Origin of the sequence: Acinetobacter sp. ACZLY 512 (assembly GCF_023614015.1) — a bacterium.
GTDB classification, from domain to species: Bacteria; Pseudomonadota; Gammaproteobacteria; order Pseudomonadales; family Moraxellaceae; genus Acinetobacter; species Acinetobacter soli.
This window is the reverse complement of the sequence record NZ_JAKIVI010000004.1, coordinates 24,836-42,190: the sequence shown is the minus strand read 5'-3', so window position 1 is coordinate 42,190 and position 17,355 is coordinate 24,836. Positions and strand designations below refer to the sequence as shown.

General features: G+C 41.5%; 13 protein-coding genes. 7 read left to right on the top strand and 6 right to left on the bottom strand.

The window, feature by feature from the left end:
- Positions 1-20 precede the first annotated feature (20 nt).
- From L2096_RS05975 to msrB, 5 genes are all read right to left on the bottom strand, one after another.
- Positions 21-2,237, bottom strand: coding sequence for a TonB-dependent receptor (locus tag L2096_RS05975; protein ID WP_250365048.1), 2,217 nt, complete (start codon positions 2,235-2,237; stop codon positions 21-23).
- A gap of 154 nt (positions 2,238-2,391) precedes the next feature.
- The gene (locus L2096_RS05970) at positions 2,392-3,003 is read right to left on the bottom strand and encodes a LysE family translocator (RefSeq protein WP_250365047.1); all 612 of its coding nucleotides are present in this window, start codon (positions 3,001-3,003) and stop codon (positions 2,392-2,394) included.
- 32 nt (positions 3,004-3,035) lie between these two features.
- Positions 3,036-3,902, bottom strand: a complete 867-nt coding sequence (locus L2096_RS05965) for an AraC family transcriptional regulator (protein ID WP_250365046.1) — start codon at positions 3,900-3,902, stop codon at positions 3,036-3,038.
- A gap of 21 nt (positions 3,903-3,923) precedes the next feature.
- Positions 3,924-4,412 (bottom strand): glutathione peroxidase, encoded by a 489-nt coding sequence (locus L2096_RS05960; RefSeq protein ID WP_004946797.1) that lies wholly within the window; start codon positions 4,410-4,412, stop codon positions 3,924-3,926.
- Positions 4,409-4,828: a peptide-methionine (R)-S-oxide reductase MsrB gene (msrB, locus tag L2096_RS05955; RefSeq protein WP_004937058.1), complete on the bottom strand. Its 420-nt coding sequence runs from the start codon at positions 4,826-4,828 to the stop codon at positions 4,409-4,411. The genes L2096_RS05960 and msrB overlap by 4 nt, the downstream gene beginning before the upstream one ends.
- Positions 4,829-5,056: 228 nt before the next feature.
- Here msrB and L2096_RS05950 point away from each other — a divergent pair, with 228 nt between their 5' ends.
- The 7 genes from L2096_RS05950 to L2096_RS05920 all read left to right on the top strand — a co-directional run bounded on the left by L2096_RS05950 (position 5,057) and on the right by L2096_RS05920 (position 16,464).
- A complete protein-coding gene (locus L2096_RS05950) occupies positions 5,057-6,487 on the top strand; it encodes a pyridoxal phosphate-dependent aminotransferase (RefSeq protein ID WP_004937057.1) in 1,431 nt (476 codons plus the stop codon).
- A 345-nt stretch (positions 6,488-6,832) separates the two neighbouring features.
- On the top strand, positions 6,833-7,900 hold the full coding sequence (locus tag L2096_RS05945; protein WP_004937056.1) for an asparaginase: 1,068 nt from the start codon (positions 6,833-6,835) through the stop codon (positions 7,898-7,900).
- A 156-nt stretch (positions 7,901-8,056) separates the two neighbouring features.
- Positions 8,057-11,614 (top strand): DNA polymerase III subunit alpha, encoded by a 3,558-nt coding sequence (dnaE, locus tag L2096_RS05940; RefSeq protein ID WP_250365045.1) that lies wholly within the window; start codon positions 8,057-8,059, stop codon positions 11,612-11,614.
- Positions 11,615-11,632: 18 nt separating this feature from the next.
- Positions 11,633-12,481: an RNA methyltransferase gene (locus tag L2096_RS05935; protein ID WP_250365044.1), complete on the top strand. Its 849-nt coding sequence runs from the start codon at positions 11,633-11,635 to the stop codon at positions 12,479-12,481.
- Positions 12,474-13,283, top strand: a complete 810-nt coding sequence (gene cysE, locus L2096_RS05930; RefSeq protein WP_004937050.1) for a serine O-acetyltransferase — start codon at positions 12,474-12,476, stop codon at positions 13,281-13,283. The genes L2096_RS05935 and cysE overlap by 8 nt, the downstream gene beginning before the upstream one ends.
- 109 nt (positions 13,284-13,392) lie before the next feature.
- Complete coding sequence (locus tag L2096_RS05925; RefSeq protein WP_004937048.1) at positions 13,393-14,316, top strand: ABUW_2363 family tetratricopeptide repeat lipoprotein; 924 nt, start codon at positions 13,393-13,395, stop codon at positions 14,314-14,316.
- 144 nt (positions 14,317-14,460) lie between these two features.
- A complete protein-coding gene (locus L2096_RS05920; RefSeq protein WP_250365043.1) occupies positions 14,461-16,464 on the top strand; it encodes an esterase/lipase family protein in 2,004 nt (667 codons plus the stop codon).
- Here L2096_RS05920 and L2096_RS05915 read toward each other — a convergent pair whose 3' ends face one another.
- Complete coding sequence (locus L2096_RS05915) at positions 16,465-17,211, bottom strand: iron-containing redox enzyme family protein (RefSeq protein ID WP_250365042.1); 747 nt, start codon at positions 17,209-17,211, stop codon at positions 16,465-16,467.
- Positions 17,212-17,355: the final 144 nt, after the last annotated feature.

Below are 17,355 nucleotides of genomic sequence, written 5' to 3'. Positions count from 1 at the left end.
TCTATTGAGAGGCTTTTTTCTTAGAAATCAAAGCTTGCACTGAGCATAAATGTACGTGGCAATCCGGCAACCAAATAACCATTATTGGTATTGGAACTGCTATTGATATTGTCGTACAAACCTACCGATGCCCAATAGTTTTGATCAAAGACATTATTGATTTTGAAATTAAATGTGGTTGGCGTTTGCCCTAATTGAGTTTTGTAAATTGCCCCTAAATCGAGCGTAGTCCAGTCTTTCACCTTAAGTGTGTTGTCTAGGCTTGCATAACTTGATCCGGTATAAACCAGTTGGGCATTAAGCGAAATATCTGCTGCAATGGGTAGTTTCCAGTCCGCTCCAATGTTAGCCTGAAACTTAGGTACACCCACCTCATCCTTTGAATCATAAGCAATCGACCCTGTATTTTCTTGTTTAGCATGCATCCATGTTGCACCGCCTAATACAGTAATTGCATCTGTAAGTTTGCCATAAGTATTAAGTTCAACACCTCGATGAACATATTCACCTGCATCACTAAATACCTGATTTTGAATAACAGCACGCTGTTTGTTGATATCAAATAGACTCAAACTTGCACCGAAAGTTCCATTTTCATACTTTGTTCCAATTTCTTTTTGTTTTGCAACAAATGGCTTTAATGTAGTTGTGGTGCCATTATTGGTATTACTTAAACCCTTGGCCAACGACTCAATGTAATTACCATACACCGAAATTTCTGGTGTTAACTTGTATGAAACACCTAATACTGGTGTAAATTTGCTTTCATCATAGGCGGTTTTTTCCCCATTATTATACGCATAATTATCTTGCATAATCGTTTGATATCGCCCACCAAACATTAGATTAAGTCGATCATCAAGTGCCTTTAGGTTGTCTCCAATTGCAATACTTCTTAACCGTGTACGTGTCGTCAGTTTGGGTGAATTCAACTCATTTCCAGAATATACAGGCGATGTTGCAAGTGGCTGATCGTATTGCACTGGCATATATAAGTTGTTGGTATATTGATTCGCAAAATCCATAATGTAGGCATTACGGGAATTCAATTGAAATGCCGATGCTGCAAGTACGAATTGATGCGATATGTCGCCAGTATTCAGTTTGGTACGTAGGCCGATTTCTCCTGTATTGACCATATCTACCCGAGCATTGTCAAACCGATAAAATGTGCTATCACCCGTACTTGCATTACTCAGTGTAAGATTAGCTAGGCTATTACGCTCTTCACCATGACGAAAACCATAGGCTGCATAGGCAGTAACAGCATCAGTCAGATCATATTCTGCACGGTAACTTCCAAAATAATTTTCTTCATTTGAATAAGTCCATTTTTGCGCATAATTACTTGATGCTTTAACCGCAGAAGGCACACTCGTTACAGCAGCACCTAATGTTACATTGGGTCTAGTCGCCTCTAGTCTATTATTGCTATATCCCATATCGCCCGATAGACGCAAACGCTCACCTCGATAGTCTAGCCCTATCGCAGTCAAACCTAATGTATTTTTTTCATGATCAACCGCGGTATGACCACCATGATAAGCCGTATTGACTCGCACACCAAACTGTTGATCCTCTCCAAAACGTCGGGCTACATCGCTAGCAACATACCCTCCATTAAAATCGGTTCCTAACGTGACACGATTTAAAGGCTCATTTCCAGCACGTTTAGGCAACAGATTTATTGCACCCCCAATACCACCACTACTTGGCATCGCCCCATTTAAAAATGAAGAAGTGCCTTTTAGTAATTCCACACGTTCGAACAATTCAGTCGGAATATATTGGCGTGGTAAAATAGAATACAAGCCGTTATACGCCGTATCATCTGAGCCAAGATTAAAACCGCGAATATAATAGTTTTCTTGGAAGTTTCCAAAGCCACGCCCCACCCGCACACTTGGATCGGCTTTAAGTACATCACCAACACTCTTTGCTTGCCGCTCTTGAATGTATTGATTGGTGTAGGCACTTAGACTAAACGGCGTATCCAAATTTTTTTGATTTCCAAAAATACCAATTCGCCCTCCCGATGCAACCTGACCTCCAGCATAAGCCTCCATAAGACCATCTGCCGATGCATCTGCACTTGCGACCACGCGGATGGTTTCAAGTGCAGTTACAGTTGTGGATTTTTGTTGAGATTCATCTAGTGAAGCTTGTACTTCAGCATGAATAATTTGCGTACCAGCTACACAGGCCATAAGCATGACCAAAGGTTTGATTTTTCGCATGGCTGACTCAGGGAGAAAAATTTACACAAATACTAAATGAGAATAACAATAATTAAAAGAATTATTATTAAATAAAACTCATTCTCATATTTTCTAATTATGCCCTTTATGATTGTGATTCTTATAGTACATATCTCCAAACTCAAAAAAAGAGCTATACATAACCAATCAAAAGTATTGAAAAAATGCAAAATGCTCCAGCGGATAGATAATACAATTTACAAGAATTCCGTTGTAAAAAGTTTAATGACTGATCGAATGTGAACATTCGAACCAAAAAAAGGTTCCAAACTAAAACGACCACTACCATCCAGATTGAAATTGAAAGTTTTTCATACCAATCGAACTGCTCAGCTATTAAAATACTCAAGCTACTGTAAAAAAGTATATTTTTTGGATTAACTAGGCTAGATTGAACACCTTTGATGAAATGTATTTTTTCCTTACGGATGTGTAAATTATTTTCACGTCTCAAATTCAACGGTGATTTGGCATAAAGGATACATAAATAAGAGAGATAGAATAAATATAAAATACCGATCCATTTGATGGCTACGAGAATACTTTTATCGATATTGATTAGTAATTGTAATCCAATAAATACCAAAGCGATAATGACCGCATTTCCCAACGCTACTCCGCAACAGACTAAAATGGCTGCATTTCGATTATGGCGCAATAGCGTTGTTAAAATGAGAAAAAAATCTGGTCCTGGAGAAAGTAAGGCAATAAAGTGAGTGAGCGCAATCGCAATAAACAGTTCCACAAGGTATCTCGCAATAAATCATCAACACGAGATTAAGTATTTAGATATGTATTATCTTGTATAAAATTGCGCGTCATAGATAGTTGATACTGTCTAGGCGTCGCACCAGCGAACTGCTTAAAAACCCGATGAAAATGGCTCTGGTCGCTAAAACCTAAATCATAAGCAATTGCTGTGATTGACTTTCCTGTTTTAAGTTGTTGTCGAGCTTGATGAATACGAAGATTCAACTGAAATGCATGTGGAGTTAACCCTAAATTTTGTTTAAATAATCGTATGATTGTAAAGCGGCTCAATCCACTCGACTGAGCAAGTTCTTCAAGGGAAAGAAAGGTTTGGTGCTGGTTAAGAAGATTTATTAATTCATCTAAAGCCGCTCTTAAATACTGCTTATTGTGTAAAAAACACCAAGACATTGAAGGGAAAATAAATTGAATGAGCGTATCTATTAATTGTTGCTCTTTTTCTAAAACAGTAAAATTTGGATTAAATAGTGTCTCATTCATTTTGCAGAACGATTGATACACTTCAGATTTTTGAATAATTTCAGGTTTTAAAACAGGTATTTTCTGTTCGATGCTATTCGATAAACCCTCTTCAATAAGAGCTGAAAGCCACGATGCATCTAAGTGCATCATTTGATAACTCCAGTCTTGATTGGGTAATGGATTACACGAGTGCTCTGTAAATGCTGGCACAATCACCAGACTACCTGGAGTTAAGCGCTCGAATTGGTGAAAGGCACTACTAAAGCAACTAAAACCGGCATCAACAGCACCAATCGAAAAAGTTTCATGACTATGCGATTTGTAGCAAGTTCGACTGGTACATGCCTTACGCGTTTCCACATAAGGCATGCGAGCATCTGACCAGAACAGATTACTTGAATGATTCAACATTAAAAAAGCCAAGCATTAAACTTATGCATTGCCCAAAGCTTTCTCAATATCTTCTTCTAGGCTTTCTGGTTTTGTGGTTGGTGCATAACGATTCAACACCTTCCCGTCACGGCTAACAAGAAACTTAGTAAAGTTCCATTTGATATTTTCGCTGCCCAAAATCCCTTTTGCTTCACGGGTAAGATAACGAAAAATCGCATGTGCTTCTGGACCTTTAACATCAACCTTGGCAAACATCGGGAAGCTTACGCCATAATTGCGTTGACAAAATGAGCCAATTTCCTGATTTGAACCTGGATCTTGCCCTCCAAACTGGTTGCATGGAAAACCTAAAACTTCAAAACCCTGTTCTTTGTATTTTTCATAAATTTTTTCTAAACCAGCAAATTGTGGCGTAAAACCACATTTGCTTGCAGTATTTACGATTAAAAGTACTTTGCCCTGATAATCGGCAAGTGACTTCGTCTCTCCCTCAAGTAAATCTGCTTCAAATTGATAAAGGTTGGTCATGGATAAGTTTCCTCATCATTCTTCTCGTCGGTTTTTAATTGTAATGACGCCGAATTTACGCAATATCGCAATCCTGTCGGCTGTGGTCCATCTTCAAAAACATGCCCTAAATGAGCGTCGCAGTGATGACAAACAATCTCTGTTCGAACCATTCCATGCGATAAATCGTCATGCTCCTCTATTGCGGTGGTGTTAATCGGTTTATAAAAACTTGGCCAGCCACAGCCACTATCATATTTAGTGATTGAAGAGAATAATTCTGCACCGCAGCAACGACATACATAGGTACCCGATTGCTTTGTATTCCAGTACTGACCTGTAAAAGCAGGCTCAGTGCCCTTTTGTCGCGTGATTCGGTACTCTTCTGGTGATAACTCTCTTTGCCATTCTCGTTCTGTTTTGTTGAGTTTTCCCATGATAGTTTCCCTAGCTATTTTGCTGTTTAAAATAGGATAATCTTATATTTACGTCATTCAATCTAAAATTTCTAGTGTTTCATGCACAATTTACAAAACACGTATAATTGAACCAAAAGCAAAAAGTAAGCAATATTATTTTTTAAGTAAGCAGTAGTTATGTAACCAATGCTTCATTGTAAGCAAAATACATGTTAATCTTTGTCCATTCTTGCTAAGGATAAAAAAATGTCTCAAAAAAAGAGCGTTATTTTTAAAAACCTACTGCCTGTGATTAAACAATATCAACAGCTCGGTTATACGCATGAAAAAATTGTGACCTTACTCAAAGACCAGCATGATCTTGATTTGGTTACAACTGAAACATTTAAAAGCTATTTATATCGTTATGCAAAAGTGAACCCTCCTCCTTCTGAGACCCTCAAAATGACGAACACGACCCAAACCCCACGAGAAATTAAAAAGTCTTCTAAGCTCGAGCATGTATGCTACGACATTCGTGGTCCTGTGTTACGAGCGGCCAATGAAATGGAAGAACAAGGACATAAAATTATTAAGCTCAATATTGGCAATCCTGCTCCGTTTGGATTTGAAGCACCACAAGAAATTATTAATGATGTCGCACTAAATTTACCTAATGCGATTGGTTACACCGACTCAAAGGGTATCTTCCCTGCACGCAAAGCCATTTGCCAGTATTATCAGCAAAAAGGCATCCGTGATATGCATGTCAACGATGTCTATGTCGGCAACGGCGTATCAGAACTGATTGTCATGGCTATGCAAGGCTTGCTCGACGACGGCGATGAAATGCTCGTGCCTATGCCAGACTATCCACTTTGGACCGCTGCGGTAAACCTTTCAGGAGGAACCGCCATTCACTATAAATGTGATGAAGAAAATAGCTGGTATCCTGATCTTGCCGACATGGAAAGTAAAATCACACCCAATACACGCGGTATTGTGATTATCAACCCAAACAACCCGACAGGTTCAGTTTATCCACGTCATGTTTTGGCACAAATTGTCGCATTGGCAAAAAAATATGACCTGATTTTATTTGCAGACGAAATCTACGATAAAATCGTTTACGATGGCATTGAACATGTGTCTGTTGCTGCACTTGCTGGCGACCAGTTGTGCATCTCATTTAACGGCTTATCAAAATCTTATCGTGTTGCGGGCTATCGTTCAGGCTGGATGGCTATTACAGGCGATAAATCACGCGCGAAAGATTATATTGAAGGGCTGGACATGCTGGCTTCAATGCGCTTGTGTGCCAACCATCAGGCCCAATATGCCATTCAAACTGCGCTAGGGGGCTATCAATCGATTAACGACTTGATTCGCCCGAGTGGTCGTTTATACGAACAACGCAATATTGCGTGGGAAATGCTCAACGAAATTCCGGGTGTGAGTTGTGTAAAACCGGAAGGTGCCATGTATTGCTTCCCAAAACTCGATCCAAACATGTATCCCGTAGAAGACGATGAACAACTGATGCTAGACTTTCTTCGTGCAGAGAAAGTACTACTGGTTCAAGGTACCGGTTTTAACTGGCCGACTCCTGACCATTTCCGTCTGGTGTTCTTGCCTGCAGAAAATGAGTTAAGAGAAGCAATTACCCGTCTATCTCGTTTTTTAGCAAATCGTCGTTAATTAAGAAAATTTAAAGCAATGTCGAAGTTCGACATTGCTTTTTTATTTTTTATACGGTTTATAAAAAAGCCATTTACGCACCAAGATAAAGCAACAACATTCCAATTTGGTGCAAAAATACTTTTTGTAGGCTAAATACTTTGTTTTTTCACTTTATTTTTATCAGTACGCTCGAAATAGCATAGATAAGATTGATGTATTTCTCGTTAAAATTAATGCATTCTTTTAATTTAATTTAAAAAATAAAATGCCAATGCTTTAATTGATCAAAATTCAAATAATAGCCAAAATGTCTGGCATAGACATTGCTATTCGATGGAAGATCAAAACACAGGATTGTCATAAATGATTAATAAGGCTATTAAATCATTCGGTTTAGGATTAACGCTTCTTGCAGCATCTGTATCACTATATGCAAAAAATAATGTAGTGGTCGTTGCAACAGGTGGAACGATAGCAGGCGCTGGCGCAAGCTCAACCAATAGCGCAACATATACAGCAGCAAAAGTTCCAGTCGATGCACTCATCAATGCAGTGCCGCAAATCAAAGATTTAGCAAATGTCACTGGTGTTCAGGCGCTACAAATTGCTTCTGAAAGCATTACCGATAAAGAACTACTCTCCCTTGCTCGCCAAGTGAATGATCTTGTCAAAAAGCCATCTGTAAACGGTATCGTCATTACGCATGGTACGGACACGCTAGAAGAAACTGCATTCTTTTTGAATTTAGTCATTCATACAGACAAGCCGATTGTACTGGTTGGCTCAATGCGTCCATCTACAGCACTTTCTGCTGATGGTCCGCTCAATCTTTATAGCGCAGTTGCTCTAGCTTCATCTGATGAAGCAAAAAACAAAGGCGTTTTAGTCATGATGAATGATTCGATCTTTGCTGCACGTGATGTAACCAAAGCAATCAACATTCATACCAATGCTTTTGGCAGCCAATGGGGTGCTTTGGGTACACTGGTTGAAGGTAAGCCTTACTGGTTTAGAAGTTCTGTTAAGCGCCATACTAATGCTTCAGAATTTAATATCGAAAATATTAAAGGCGACCAGTTACCTTTGGTTCAAATCGTATATGGTTCTGACTCAATGATTCCAGATGCTTACCTTGCCTATGCCAAGGCTGGTGTAAAAGGAATTGTAAATGCGGGTACAGGTAATGGCTCTGTAGGTAACTATATTGTGCCAACATTAAAGCAATTGCATGATGAGCAAGGCATTCAAGTGGTACGTTCATCACGTGTACCGCAAGGCTTTGTACTACGTAATGCTGAACAACCAGACGACAAATACGGCTGGGTGGTTGCACATGACTTAAATCCACAAAAAGCACGTCTGCTAACTGCACTTGCACTGACCAAAACCAATGACGCAAAAGAAATTCAGCGTATGTTCTGGCAATACTAAGCGCAATTAGCCTCAAAAAAACCGATGTCTATACATCGGTTTTTTTGTTTTATAATCTGATTTGTCTTTACGAAGATGTTTTAATGCCAAAATATTAGACAACTGTCTCAGACAGAGCGTGTTAGAATATTTGGCGGTCGTGTTAAGGATAGGTCTATGCAGTTTGTTCATCTTGGTATTCATTCAGAATTTTCGATTACTGAATCGATTGTTCGCATACCTGATCTCATCAAAGCTGCTGTCAAAGACAATATGCCTGCTTTGGCGCTCACAGACTTATCTAACTTACATGCGGCCGTGAAGTTTTACACCTCGTGTTTAAGTAAAGGCATCAAACCGATCTTAGGCAGTGTGGTTCGGCTCAATGAGCCCGACCAACGAGTTACCTTGCTCGCCATGACCAATGAAGGCTGGAAAGGCTTAACTGAAATTGTGTCACGTGGTCATATCGAAGGCCAGCAACTCAGCATTCCTTGTGTTCAAAAAGAATGGATCTTGGAACAACATCACGACATTATTGTATTGCTCGGACAAAACAGCGATGTTGGCAAAATGTTGTGTTCGTCCAATCCACAAAAAGCAGAGCCGCTGCTTGAAGCCTGGCAAGAAAAATTTGGCAATCGTGTTTATCTGGCTTTAACTCGCACAGATCGTCCGGGTGAAGAAGATTATATTGGTGAAGCGGTTAAATTGGCGGCCAAGTATCATATTGGTGTCGTCGCGCATAATGATATTCACTTTATTGAGCGTGATGATTTTGATGCACACGAAGCACGAGTCTGTATTGCAGATGGTTACGTACTTGCTGATAACCGCAGACCCCGAATTTACAGCCCCGAGCAATATTTTAAAACCACCGCCGACATGGTGGAACTCTTTTCAGATATTCCAAGCGCACTTGAAAATACTTATTACATTGCGCAGCGCTGTAATGTTTCGCTACAGCTTGGAACTTACTTCCTTCCGGATTATCCAATTCCAGATGGTTTTACCATCGACACCTATTTTGAGCATTTGTCTAAAGTAGGTCTTGAAGAGCGCCTTAATCATTTGTATCCCGTAGAGATGCGCGATGAAGACTGGCCTGAAATTCGTAAACCTTACGATGAACGTATTGAGTATGAAGTGGGCATTATCCTTAAAATGGGATTTCCGGGTTACTTCCTCATCGTGATGGACTTTATTCAATGGGCCAAAAGTAATGGTGTTCCAGTTGGCCCGGGCCGTGGCTCTGGTGCAGGCTCATTGGTGGCGTATAGTTTAAAAATTACCGATCTGGATCCACTTCGTTACGATTTGCTCTTCGAGCGTTTCTTGAACCCAGAACGAGTTTCAATGCCCGACTTTGACGTCGACTTTTGCATTGCAGGGCGAGACCGAGTAATTGATTACGTCTCTCGTACCTATGGACGTGAAGCAGTATCGCAAATTGCGACATTCGGTACGATGGCGGCCAAAGGCGCGATCCGGGATGTTGCGCGCGTACTGGGTAAATCGTACGGTTTGGCCGATCGTATTTCAAAAATGGTGCCTACCAAACCGCTCGGGGTGGATCTGGCGACGGCCATCGACATGGAGCCACAACTCAAAGACATCGTCACCAACCCGTCCAATCCGGATTATGACGATGCCAGTGAAATTTGGGAAATGGCACTCAAGCTTGAAGGTATCACGCGCAATACAGGTAAACACGCCGGTGGTGTGGTGATTGCACCCGGAAAAATTACCGATTACTCGGCAGTCCTATGCGATGCCGATGGTACAAACCGCGTTGCACAATACGATAAAGATGACGTTGAGGCAGCCGGTCTGGTCAAATTTGACTTTTTGGGCTTGCGAAACCTGACCGTAATTGAAGATGCGGTGCAAAATATCAATAAGCGCATCCAGTTTGAGACACCGCTTGAAATTGCCAATGTGCCTTTAGACGATAAAGATGCCTACTTGGTGTTCGCCAACGCTAATACGACTGCGGTGTTTCAGTTTGAATCCGTCGGCATGAAAAAAATGCTGAAGGAAGCGCGACCGAGTAAATTTGAAGAAATTATTGCCTTCGTATCGCTTTACCGTCCGGGCCCGATGGATCTGATTCCCGACTTTATTCACCGGATGCACGGCGGTGAATTTGAGTATTTGCATCCATTACTTGAAAGTGTGCTCGAACCGACCTATGGCATTATGGTATATCAGGAACAGGTAATGCAGGCTGCACAGTTTTGTGCGGGATACACGCTCGGTGGCGCAGATTTGCTCCGCCGCGCCATGGGTAAAAAGAAACCTGAAGAAATGGTCAAGCAGCGTAAAATCTTCATTGAAGGTGCTGCACAAAAAGATATTGATGAAGCCACAGCCAACCATATTTTTGACTATATGGAAAAGTTTGCAGGCTATGGCTTTAACAAATCGCATGCTGCTGCCTATGCCTTGGTGGCCTATCATACCGCTTGGTTAAAAGCGCATTATCCTGCCGAATTTATGGCGGCGGTTTTATCGTCGGAAATGCAAAATACCGACAGTATCGTATTTTTGATTGATGACTGTCGTAATAACGCACTTGAAGTCATGCCACCTTCTGTAAATATGTCGCTGTATCATTTTCATGCCAGTGATGAACGTACCATTGTGTATGGTTTAGGTGCCATTAAAGGTGTGGGCGAACAAGCAATGCAATCGGTGATTGACTCACGTATTAAGCAAGGTCCATATACCGACTTATTCGATTTTTGCCACCGCATCGATTTGAAAAAAATTAATAAGCGTACACTTGAAGCGCTGATTCGTGCCGGTGCTCTCGACTGTCTACAAATTGAACGATCAACGCTCATGGCACAGTTGCCTGAGGCTGTTCAGGCCGCGGAGCAAGCACGCCAGAACCGTGAAACTGGTATTATGGATTTGTTTGGTGAAGTTGAAGAAGTTCAGCGCAAACCTGCCAAACCTGTTAAACCGTGGTCAGACGAAGTTCGCTTAAAAGGTGAAAAAGACACTTTGGGCTTGTATCTGACCGGTCACCCGATTGATGTTTATCGTACCGAATTAAAATCGTTTATTCCAGCTAAACTAAATGAACTGACACCTACGCGTCGTGGAGTCACTACGGTCTTTGCTGGACTGGTACTCGACGTTGCCAATTTCCCGAACCGGATTGTTGTTACGCTCGATGACGGAACTGCGCGTGTTGAAGTCAGTTGTAACCATGAACGTTTTCAGCGCTTTAAAGATATTGTCGCAATTGAGCAAGTGGTGGTGATTGAAGGCGAAATTTACGAACGCGAAGGCTTCGACCGCCCGATGGCACGCTTGACCAAAGCATTTAGTCTGAATGAAATTCGTCAAAAACGTGCCAATCATATTCGCATCCAGCCAACAGACGACTTGATGACCCCTGCTTTAGCGCGCGATCTGCAACAGATTCTTTTGCCTTATTGTAATATTGATATGTGCCAGCATGTTCCTGTCATCATGTGTATCGATCAGCCTTACGCAAGTGCAGAAGTGCAGCTTGGGCAAAACTGGAAGGTTGCGCCACTAGACGAACTACTGGTGAAACTGCGCGATTATTTTGGTAAAGAAGCGATTTACATTGAATATCAGGTGAAGTCAAAAGCAGCCAAAGCGGCAGAGCCAGTAAAAGCGAATATTGCCCCACCGCAAGATATGTCGATGGATGAAGCAATGGATCTGTATCACGCAGAAGTCTCTCAATACTCTTAAATTTGAATCGGATACTTTATGAATAATGCTGACAATGCGTTGGTGAATCAATCATTGGCGCATGTACGAATTGTGATGGTCAATACCACGCTTCCAGCCAATATTGGAAGTGCGTTACGTGCAATGAAAACCATGGGACTGTCAAAACTGGTATTGGTTGCACCCAAAACCTATCCACATCCCGATATCGATGCCCTTGCCGCAGGTGCACAAGATCTGATCGAGCAAATTCAGATTGTGGATACGCTTGAAGATGCCATTCGAGATTGTCATATTGTATTTGGAACCAGTGCGCGTAGCAGAACCATTCCTTGGCCATTGCTCGATGTACGCCCGGCTGCTGAATTATCGATAGATGCCGTGCTGAATAAACAACAGCAAGTTGCGATTGTATTTGGTCGTGAAGATCGCGGTCTGACCAATGAAGAGCTGGCATTGGCCAATTATCACCTCACGATTCCGGTCAATACCGACTATGGCGTGTTAAACGTAGCGCAAGCCATTCAAGTGGTGTGCTATGAAATGCGAATGGCTGCACTCGAACGAGTCACCACATCATCTACTGAAACGACAAATGCGCAAATGCAGGTTGCAGAAGGTGTCGTAATGGACTGGGATGAACCACTGGTCACTCATCAGCAAATGGAAGAATTTTATCCTCATTTTGAAAAAATGCTGGTCGATATCGAATTTCTAGATCCACAAAATCCGCGTTTGCTTCCACTTCGTATGCGCCGTTTGTTTGGTCGTATTCAACTCGACCGAATGGAGTATCATTTGTTACGTGGTGTATTTAGCCGCGTGCAAGCACTCAGTCAGGGCAAATGGAAAAAAACACAACAGGATGAGGATCAGCCCCATGTTTAAACAGCTTAAAGAAGACATTCAAGCCGTATTTGCGCGTGATCCGGCAGCACGAAATACCCTGGAAGTTTTGACGACTTATCCGGGTATTCATGCACTGATCATGCATCGGGTTGCACATGAGCTTTGGAAAAAAGACTTGAAAGGCTCTGCACGTGCGCTGTCTTCTCTGAGCCGATTTGCGACAGGAATTGAGATTCATCCTGGCGCCAAAATTGGTCGTCGCTTTTTTATCGATCATGGCATGGGTGTCGTAATTGGTGAAACTGCCGAAATTGGCGACGATGTCACGCTCTATCATGGCGTAACGCTTGGCGGTACAACTTGGAATAAAGGCAAGCGTCACCCGACGCTTGAAGATGGTGTAGTGGTCGGTGCCGGCGCAAAAATTTTAGGGCCATTGATCATTGGTAAAGGCGCGAAAATTGGTTCAAATGCTGTTGTGACCAAGCCTGTTCCTGCGGGTGTGACTGCTGTAGGCAGTGCAGCACGATTTATTCAAAAAGATCTGGATAAAAATGCCGAAGAAATGCGCCGTGAAAGCTATGCGCAAAGTATTGGATTTGAACCTTATGCAGCCACTCGCGACCAGACCGATCCTTTACTCGAAGGTATGAAAGTACTGCTTGACCGTATTCAGCAAAATGAAGTGCGTATGAATACTTTATGCAAGCGATTGACTGCACTTGATCCGACATTTAAAAAACAAAACTATGATCAGCATCCATTTAGTGATGAAGAGCTTAAAATTATTGAAGAAGTCCGACGTGAATGTGAAGCACAGCATAAGATGAGTGATGCTTGACCATTTAGTTTAATACTGTAACACGGCACTCATTGCATGTTTGCTCAGGTTTTCTTAGACTGGCTACACAACGATCTTTTATTCATACAACAATTTTACGGATGACTCTATGATGTTTAAGCCTTTGGCATACACCATGTTAGCAGCTTCAGTTTTAACCGCATGTAGCCCTCTTCCTGTCAAAGAAAATAAGCAAAGCACACAACCTTACGTGTTCACCGAGCCGGATATTTCGCCGCCATTTTATTCATTAAATCCATTTAACTACGATGCACCTCCTGCATTTGAAGTTGCACTTAAAGAAGCAGCAGCTCAACCTGTAACAAAAATGGTGGTAAAACGTTCGGATGATCCGACACAAACGATCGTGCTCGATGTCAATAAACTGATTGTTCCAACAATTAAAAATAATACGCGTAGCATGAAATATGCAGCATTGGCTGGTGAAAATGAACTGGATGTCACTGAAATTGATGACTTTATCCAGCTTGTTGAAGGTAAAGCTCGCCATTATCCACCACGTTTTACCGATCGTCAGGAGCGTCGTGGTTATGAAAGCAAGTTAAAGCAGGTTTCAGCGCAACTTGATACTTTAGCAGCCAATCCAGATGCTTCATTTGATGTTCTGATTCGTGCATTTAAAGCCAGTGTGCTTGGCCGTAACCTCGATTTAGGTTCTGCTTATACCACCAAATCATTGACTTATGCTCAACGTTTACTCAAAATGAATCCAAATGATCCAGAAGCCAATTTCTGGTTTGGTTTTGGTTTATCTGAAGGTGGTGGTCAACGTGAAGCAATGCCATATTTGGAAAAAGCCATGAAAGGCGGCGTACAGGAAGCGTATTTGGTCAGTGCAAATAACTATATTGCAATGGAGCAAAAGAAAAATGCAGTCCAAACGCTCAAAAATTACAAAATCAAATATCCAGACGAAGCTGAGGTTGCAGATCGTTTAATTACAGAGATCGAAAAGCAAGGTCGTTGGAATGTATGGCAAGTCATGACCAACCCGGCAGTTGCACCGAAGTAACACTTCACTCTTGTATATAAAAATAGGCTGACCAACAGCCTATTTTTATGGTTGTTTCTTAGAACCCTGTACTTCAATTTGATCCAAATTGATTGCACATATTATGATGTGCCGACTCACCATATCTAAAAAGAACTATTTGCTATGAGACCGAATCCATCATTGCTAAAAGGACTTAGCCTACTGAGTGTAAGCCTCACCCTCTTACTCAGTGGTTGCCAAGTGGTGAGCGTAAAGCAGCAAGCGTTAAATATTACTATTGCCAATGAGCGCAATAGTATTCTGATGCAAGATGCATTGAGTGAGGCCAGTCTGAATGTCTTGTCGATGTCGGGCCGAGAAGCAAATGTTTGTACAAACGACCCCGATGCATGTATTACAGAACTCAAAACAATTTCACAAATTGGTGAAGAGCAATTTCTGTCTGCCGCAAGCGAAATATATCTGGCAAAATCGATGCAACTTGAACGCTCGTCGGATTGTAAAACACCTTCTTCCACAGCTAAATCAAATACAAAACTAAATTTGTCGAATCAGGAAAATAACTGTTTAGATCGTCAAATGAATATGCTCGATAAAAGCATTCGCTATAGTTATGCCTATTTATTTTTGACACAAAGAAAACCGCAAGATCGAATATTCGATAACCGCCAAGTTCAAATTCGAGATTTCTATAATCAAGCCATTGCGAAACAAGTGACGTTGTATGCGCTTCGCAATCCACAAAAACAAGTACAAACCCAGATTCAACTCGGTGACAATACTTACCGTATTAATTTTGATGATTTTCCACAACTTGCAAAGCAACCTCTTGAGAAGTTTATTTCGAGTTATAACCTGAACTTTTCAGGGCTTCGCACAATTAATCGCCGAGATGGTTTTGGATCAGAGTTTGTTGCAGTTTTCCCGCCATCAAATCGTAAAGAATCTTCAAAATATATTGTCGACCCGCTACATTACAACTTTAAGAGTGGACAAAATCCAAATATTCACGACGCGCGCTATCTGGCAGTTACACTTGTGGTCGAGCCTCAGATCAAGCCCAAGAATGTCGACCAGATTTTAAATAATCCTCAATTTGTGATTAAAGTTTATGATCCGTACAACACTGAAAATATTAAGGTCGCGGGGAAAAGCTACCCCTTAGCAGCAAATTTTTCGGCACCTTATGGTTTATGGCTGGCGGAAAATAATCTTGGAATTTTGGCTTATTTAAGCTTATTGGATCGCGATCAACGTTTAAGCATGCCGCATCTGTATAAGCTCGAACCGTATAATCCCAATAAAAAAATTATTGTATTGGTACATGGATTGGCCAGTAGCCCTGAGGCATGGATTGGGCTCACCAACGATATTATGGGTGATCGTGTACTACGCGAGCATTATCAAGTCTGGCAAATTTTTTACTCGACCAATATGCCAATTTTGGAAAGCCGTTATCAAATTTATGCGTTGTTACAGCAGGCATTTGATGGACTTGACCCTCAAGATGCAGCAGACCACAATGCAGTACTGATTGGTCATAGTATGGGAGGCATTATTAGCCGATTACTGGTGAGTAAGGCTGATTTATCAGATAAAGCCTTTAAGATGCTAAATACCAATCAACGTCAACGGTTTAAGCGAGATCAAAATGTTTTGAACCGCTTTAAAATTCAACCCATTGAAAATTTTGACCGCGCAATTTTTATGTCTGCACCTCACCGGGGTACAGATTATGCAGACCGATGGTTTACTTTAGCAGCACGTAAAATTATTCGCCTGCCCAGCTCTTTTTTAGGCGCACTGACCGACACCCTCACCAACGATGCGACCGATCAGGCCAAGGACCTAACCAATGGCATCAACGGTGGACTCATTCAAAATGGTCCAAGTGATTTAAGCCACAAATCTAAATTTATTGCACTAACTAAAGATGTTGTGCCACCAAAAAGCTACGTGTTTCATTCAATTATGGGCAACATCACTAAAAGTCAGGAACCTGATCAAATTACAGATGGTATTGTTCCGTATAGCAGCGCCCATCTTGACGGCGCTGTATCTGAAAAAATTATTAAAGGCGGGCATTCAATTCAGGAAACACCAGAAGCATTGCTTGAGTTACGTCGGATTCTGCGCTTGCACCTTCAGCAGCATCAAATCAAGTAATTACGCAGTTCTAGATTGCAGTTTGTAACACTCATCGAGTGCCAATGCATAGTATTCAAGTCCTTCTTTTGCAGCAAGAAAAGCTTTTTGCTGCAATTCTGGTTGATCTGCACACAATCGTTTGATGAGCTCCATGGCTTCATAGGGATGTAAATCATCGTAATGCGCATGCGCACGTAGCCATGCCAGAGAACGTTTATTGATATTCACTTCTGGGTGATCAAGATATGCATGTATACCTTTATAGACCTGAACTGACCAATCACCTGTCGCCCATTCAATCGCCAGATTGGTTGCTGCAAGGCACTCAGCTAAAGAACCCGTGGTATTGGTATGCCATAAAAAGTGATTGACTGCATTCATGGCGACTGGGGGACGAACTTGATTGAGTTGATCAATGCTCAAACCAAAGCCTCCTGCCCAGTCTTGATACCAATTTAGGTGTCGTTCTTCCACTTTAATGTTTTGAATCAGCCAATTGCGGGTTTCAGTCACACCCTGAGCAGAAAAATCAATCGCTTTAGACAACCCCAGCGCCATGTAAGAAGGAAAATGCGCGACCAAAGGATAAAAGTTAAGCAAGGCCGAACGAAAGCAGTCCAGACTCAATTGTCCGCTGGCCATATTTTGAAATAATGGATGCTGGCTTACGCGATCTTTATACGGAATGAGTTCGTCCCAAAATTGCTGAGCCCATGGACTATGCGATGTTATTTCTAAAGCTGTTCCTTTTGTATAAGCACTCATTCTTAAAATCCTGTTACTGTTTCGTCCAGTGAACTCATTTATGCTGCATTGATAATACAATATACAATTTAGAAAAATACTGTATTTTTTATCACTTTTCTAGACGCCTTCAAATCATTTGTGTGAATTAAATCTCATTTTAAT